Origin of the sequence: Tahibacter sp. (genome assembly GCF_035481375.1) — a bacterium.
GTDB lineage: Bacteria > Pseudomonadota > Gammaproteobacteria > Xanthomonadales > Rhodanobacteraceae > Tahibacter.
Map to the genome: position 1 here is coordinate 1 of NZ_DATIGT010000228.1, position 4,242 is coordinate 4,242.

Below are 4,242 nucleotides of genomic sequence, written 5' to 3' on the forward strand. Positions count from 1 at the left end.
CGTGCGTGCCGCGTGGCGAAGCCGATCAGGACACGCGTCGGCACGGCAGTCAACCCGTCGTTCTTTCGACGAAGCAAATCGCATCGCGGCGGACGCCGTCTTCGCGGCAGCGGCGGCGTGGGGCAGGACGGCAAACGGCGCCGGCGGCGGACCCGGCGCAGAGTGCGCCGGCAGGTTCGGGGGCAGCGCCGGCACCGGCGCGCTCTCCACCCATGGCTCGGTGCGGCCGGTCGATTCCACGCTGAACGGCAACACGGTGATCGGTGGTAATCCGGGCTACCGGACTACCGCGGGAGCGCGCTCGGCGGCGCCGGGTCCCATCTCGACAGCGGCGTCAAAGTCTACGTATCCACAATGTCATGAAATGCACTGGCTGCGCTGCCGGCCCCGAAAAATCCAGGGAGCCTTGCGGCTCCCTGGATCGCCAGTCACGCAACGGCGGTCTCGTAGCCGTCGAAGCGCATCGTCGCCGAGGCACGGCCCTGGGTCAGCGAACGCAGTGCGGTCGTATAGCCCGACAGACGCGCCAGCGGCGCACGCGCCTGGACCTCGCTGTTCCCGTCGCGCTCGCCGATGCCGCCGACGCGGCCGCCGCGGCGCTGCAGGTCGCCGAGCACGTCGCCGAGATAGCCGGTTGGCGTGTCGACGTCGACGGCCATCACGGGTTCGAGCAGGCCCGTGCCCGCTTCCCCGAGCGCGGCGCGCACGGCCTGCGCCGCCGCACGCTGGAAGGCCTGGTCGGTCGAGTCGACGGCATGGGTCTGGCCGTCGACCAGCGTCACTTCGACGCCGACCACCGGAAAACCCTGCGGACCTTCGGCCAGCGCCGCACGCACGCCTTTCTCGACCGCGGCGACGAAGGCCGCCGGCACGACGCCGCCGCGCGTGCAGTCGGCGAAGACGATCGCGTCGTCCTCGCGCGGCACGAGGTTCAGATGCACGCGTGCGAAATGGCCGGCGCCGCCGTTCTGCTTGTCGAGCTTGCCTTCGACGCCGTGCACCGCGCGCCGCGGACGTTCCTGGTAGGCCACGCGCGGCGCGCCGGCCGACACGTCGAGGCCCCAGTCATTTCGCAAACGTTCCACTTTTACCTCCAGATGCAGTTCGCCCATGCCCCAGATCAGGCTCTCGCCGGTATCGGCATCGGAGCCGGCATGGAACGACGGATCCTCCTGCGCCAGAACCGCGAGGGCCTGACCGAGCCGCAGCAGATCGCCGGCCTTGGCCGTCAGTCGCCACGACAGCACCGGCGGCTGGACCGTTATCGCTTCCAGACGCAGCGGACGTGCCGGCGCGCTCAGAGTTTCGCCGCCGGCCGCGTCCTTCCAGCCCGCCACCGCGACGATGTCGCCCGCTTCGGCCTGCGGCAGATCGCTGCCGCGGTCGGCCTGGATCGACAGCAGCCGGCCGATGCGGACGCTGCGCTCGCGGTGCGATGCCCATACCGTGTCGCCGACCCGCAGCCGTCCCGAGTACACGCGGACGAACGCGAGCGGTCCGTGTTCCTGCTGTTCGACCTTGAACACCAGCGCCGCGAGCGGCCCGTCCGTGTCCGGCGGCAGCGTGACGCTGCCCGCATCGCCGTCGGCCTGCACGGCAGGCCGGTCCTGCGGCGAGGGCAGGTAGTCGACGATGGCGTCGAGCACGAGTTCCATGCCCTTGGTCTTGAACGCAGAGCCGGCGACGAGCGGCACGCCGGCACCGGCGAGCGTGGCGCGGCGCAGGGCCGCACTCAGCTGCGCGGCGTCGACCTCGGCATCGCGCAGGAACGCTTCGGCGAGCGCGTCGTCGTGCTCGGCCACGCTCGCCACGAGCGCGTCGCGAAGCGCGGCGTGCGCGCGTTCGTCATCGGCGTTCCAGCCGCGGACGACAGTGCCTTCGTCGGTCCAGGACACGACGCGCCGGCCGACGAAATCGACCCAGCCGTACAGCTGGCCTTCGGCGCCGAGCGGCCGGCCCAGCGGCCACGCGCGCGCGCCGAGGCGCTCGCGAATCTGTGCGACGACGCGGTCGAAGTCCGCACCGGTGCGATCCATCTTGTTGACGAACGCGACGAGCGGAACGCCGTTGCGGCTCGCCTGGCGCCACACGGCTTCCGACTGCGGCTGCACGCCGGCGACGGCGCAGAACACGGCGACGGCACCGTCGAGCACGCGCAGCGAACGTTCCACTTCGATCGCGAAATCGATGTGTCCGGGCGTGTCGATCAGGGTGAGGCGATGTCCGGCCCAGTCGAGGTTCACGGCGGCCGCACCGATGGTGATGCCGCGTGCGCGCTCGATCTCGGAATAGTCGGTCGTGGCGGCGCCGTCATGGACTTCGCCCATGCGATGGATGGCGCCGGCCTTCCAGAGCAGCCGTTCGGTGAGGGTGGTCTTGCCCGCGTCGATGTGGGCGATGATGCCGAGGTTGCGTCGACGCGAAAGGGGAGTGCGGTTCATGAGTTGCTCGCTTGAAGTGCCAACGATCGAGGCCGCACGCCCCGGTTGGCGACGAGACGGCGGCTAGGTGGATGTGTCTTCAGCGGCGGTATTCACGACACCTTCTCCTCGGTACAGCGCGTGTGGATCGGAAAACCGGGGCAAAAAAAAACACCCTTGCGGGTGTTCTCGGCGATGCGTTCGATCAGGACGGGACGTCCTTCGAGGCTATCGGCGCAGGCACACCCGGCCCGCGCACTGGCGGCGCAGGGTCTTTATCAAGATCAGCAGCGGCATGGCCGGCATCGGGGTGTCCTGGGACGAAAGGCGGCGAAGTCTGCGCAAGGTGAAGGCGGCCGTCAAGATTGCAAGCCGGGGAGGACTCCGCCGCGACCAGCGGCCGTCGCGGCAGGCTGTCGCCGGGAACCCGGCGAGGGCGGCCGCGGCGTATTGCCGAGCACGCCTCGCACGGAAACGCCGGCCAAACGGCTCACCGCCGTGCCATGAAAGTTTTTAATGATTCAATAAACTAATTTGTTTCATAAAAAGTACCAAAACGTATTAAAGGATATTTCGCATATTCGCTGGCGGGCGTATCGTGCTGCGACACGGTCACGCCGTCACCTTCGAGAGCGGGAGAATATCCATGCAGGCCAGAACGCTGTCGCAGTGGTTGTGCGCGTCGCTCGCCGCCGGTTGCCTCGGCGTCGGCGGCGCCATCTGGACCGGGCCGGCGCACGCCGTCCCGGATGAGCCGATCGCCTATATCGGCCACGGCGCCTTCTTCGAGGCCAACGGCCGGCAGATCACGCCGACGCAGGACTTCGTCGCAAAGGCCCAGGCCTGGTATCGGGCCGATCTGTCTTCGCGCCTCGCCGGGCGCAAGGCGTTCGAGCTGGCGGTGTTCGAGAAGGACCTGTTCGACGGCGTGCCGGCGTCGGGCCAGGCGCGACTCGTGTTCGAACAGCGTGCGCTCGAATGGCTGTATGCGAATTCGGAGCGGCAGACGAACGACGACCGCACGCTCGGCAAGCTGCGCGCGCTCGATTTCGCGCTGACGTTCGAGCTGCGCGAACACGAGACCGCGAAGGCCGTCGCGCAGGGCGTGCCGTTCGTGCTTGCGCCGCCGCTCGCGAAGAAGCTCGCCGACGTGCGCGCGCTGCAGGCGCAGGGCGAGGCCGGCGTGAAGACCGCGACGACGAATTCGGGCGTCGCGTATACCAACGAATGCATCGCCGCCGGCGTGCCGATCCCGCCGTCGATCGGCGTCATGGATCCGGCCGGGCTCGCGGGCTGGAAATCGCAGGGCTTCATTCCGCAGGCGCTGCAATTCATCGTCGGCACGCCGGCCGAGCTGCGCACCTACCGCAGCCTGTCGCCGCTGGGCATGTGCTACGCGCTGCCGCGCTATTCGAACAACTTGATGACGACCGTCGCGCTCGACGGCGTGATCTGCCTCAGCGAGGTCACCTCGAAGGTCTGCATCTGGGACAACCAGATGTCCGGCACGACGTTCTCGTTCGCCGCCAACGCGACGATACCGATCGGCGCGCCGAACCTGTCGGTCGATCCGCTGGGCCGCTACCAGGCCGGCGGCAACGAACTGCTCGGCGGCCAGGGCGGCGTCTGCACGGACTGCCATGCCGGCGAGAATCCGTACATCACGCATCCGAAGGCGAACCTCGGTTCGTATCTCTGGGAAAACCTGTGGCAGGTGCAGAACCTGCCGACCTTCGCGCCGAACCGTTACGACCCGCTCGTGCCGGCGGCCTGGCCGCAGAACCAGTTCTCGCAGACGTTCGCGAGCGTGCCGGCCGCGTGC

At 68.8% G+C, this 4,242-nt stretch carries 2 protein-coding genes; one reads left to right on the forward strand and one right to left on the reverse strand.

Going from position 1 to position 4,242, the window contains the following annotated elements; all coding sequences use genetic code 11:
- Positions 1-428: 428 nt before the first annotated feature.
- Positions 429-2,441 (reverse strand): elongation factor G, encoded by a 2,013-nt coding sequence (fusA, locus tag VLF18_RS14880; protein WP_325280419.1) that lies wholly within the window; start codon positions 2,439-2,441, stop codon positions 429-431.
- Positions 2,442-3,066: 625 nt separating this feature from the next.
- Between fusA and VLF18_RS14885 the strand changes: the two genes are divergently transcribed.
- Positions 3,067-4,242: hypothetical protein (locus tag VLF18_RS14885; protein ID WP_325280420.1), on the forward strand; the 1,176-nt coding region annotated here is incomplete at its 3' end.

What these genes read in the sequence shown, in the direction of transcription:
- fusA (WP_325280419.1), bottom strand. Translation starts at nt 2,441, where the DNA reads ATGAACCGCACTCCCCTTTCGCGTCGACGCAACCTCGGCATCATCGCC.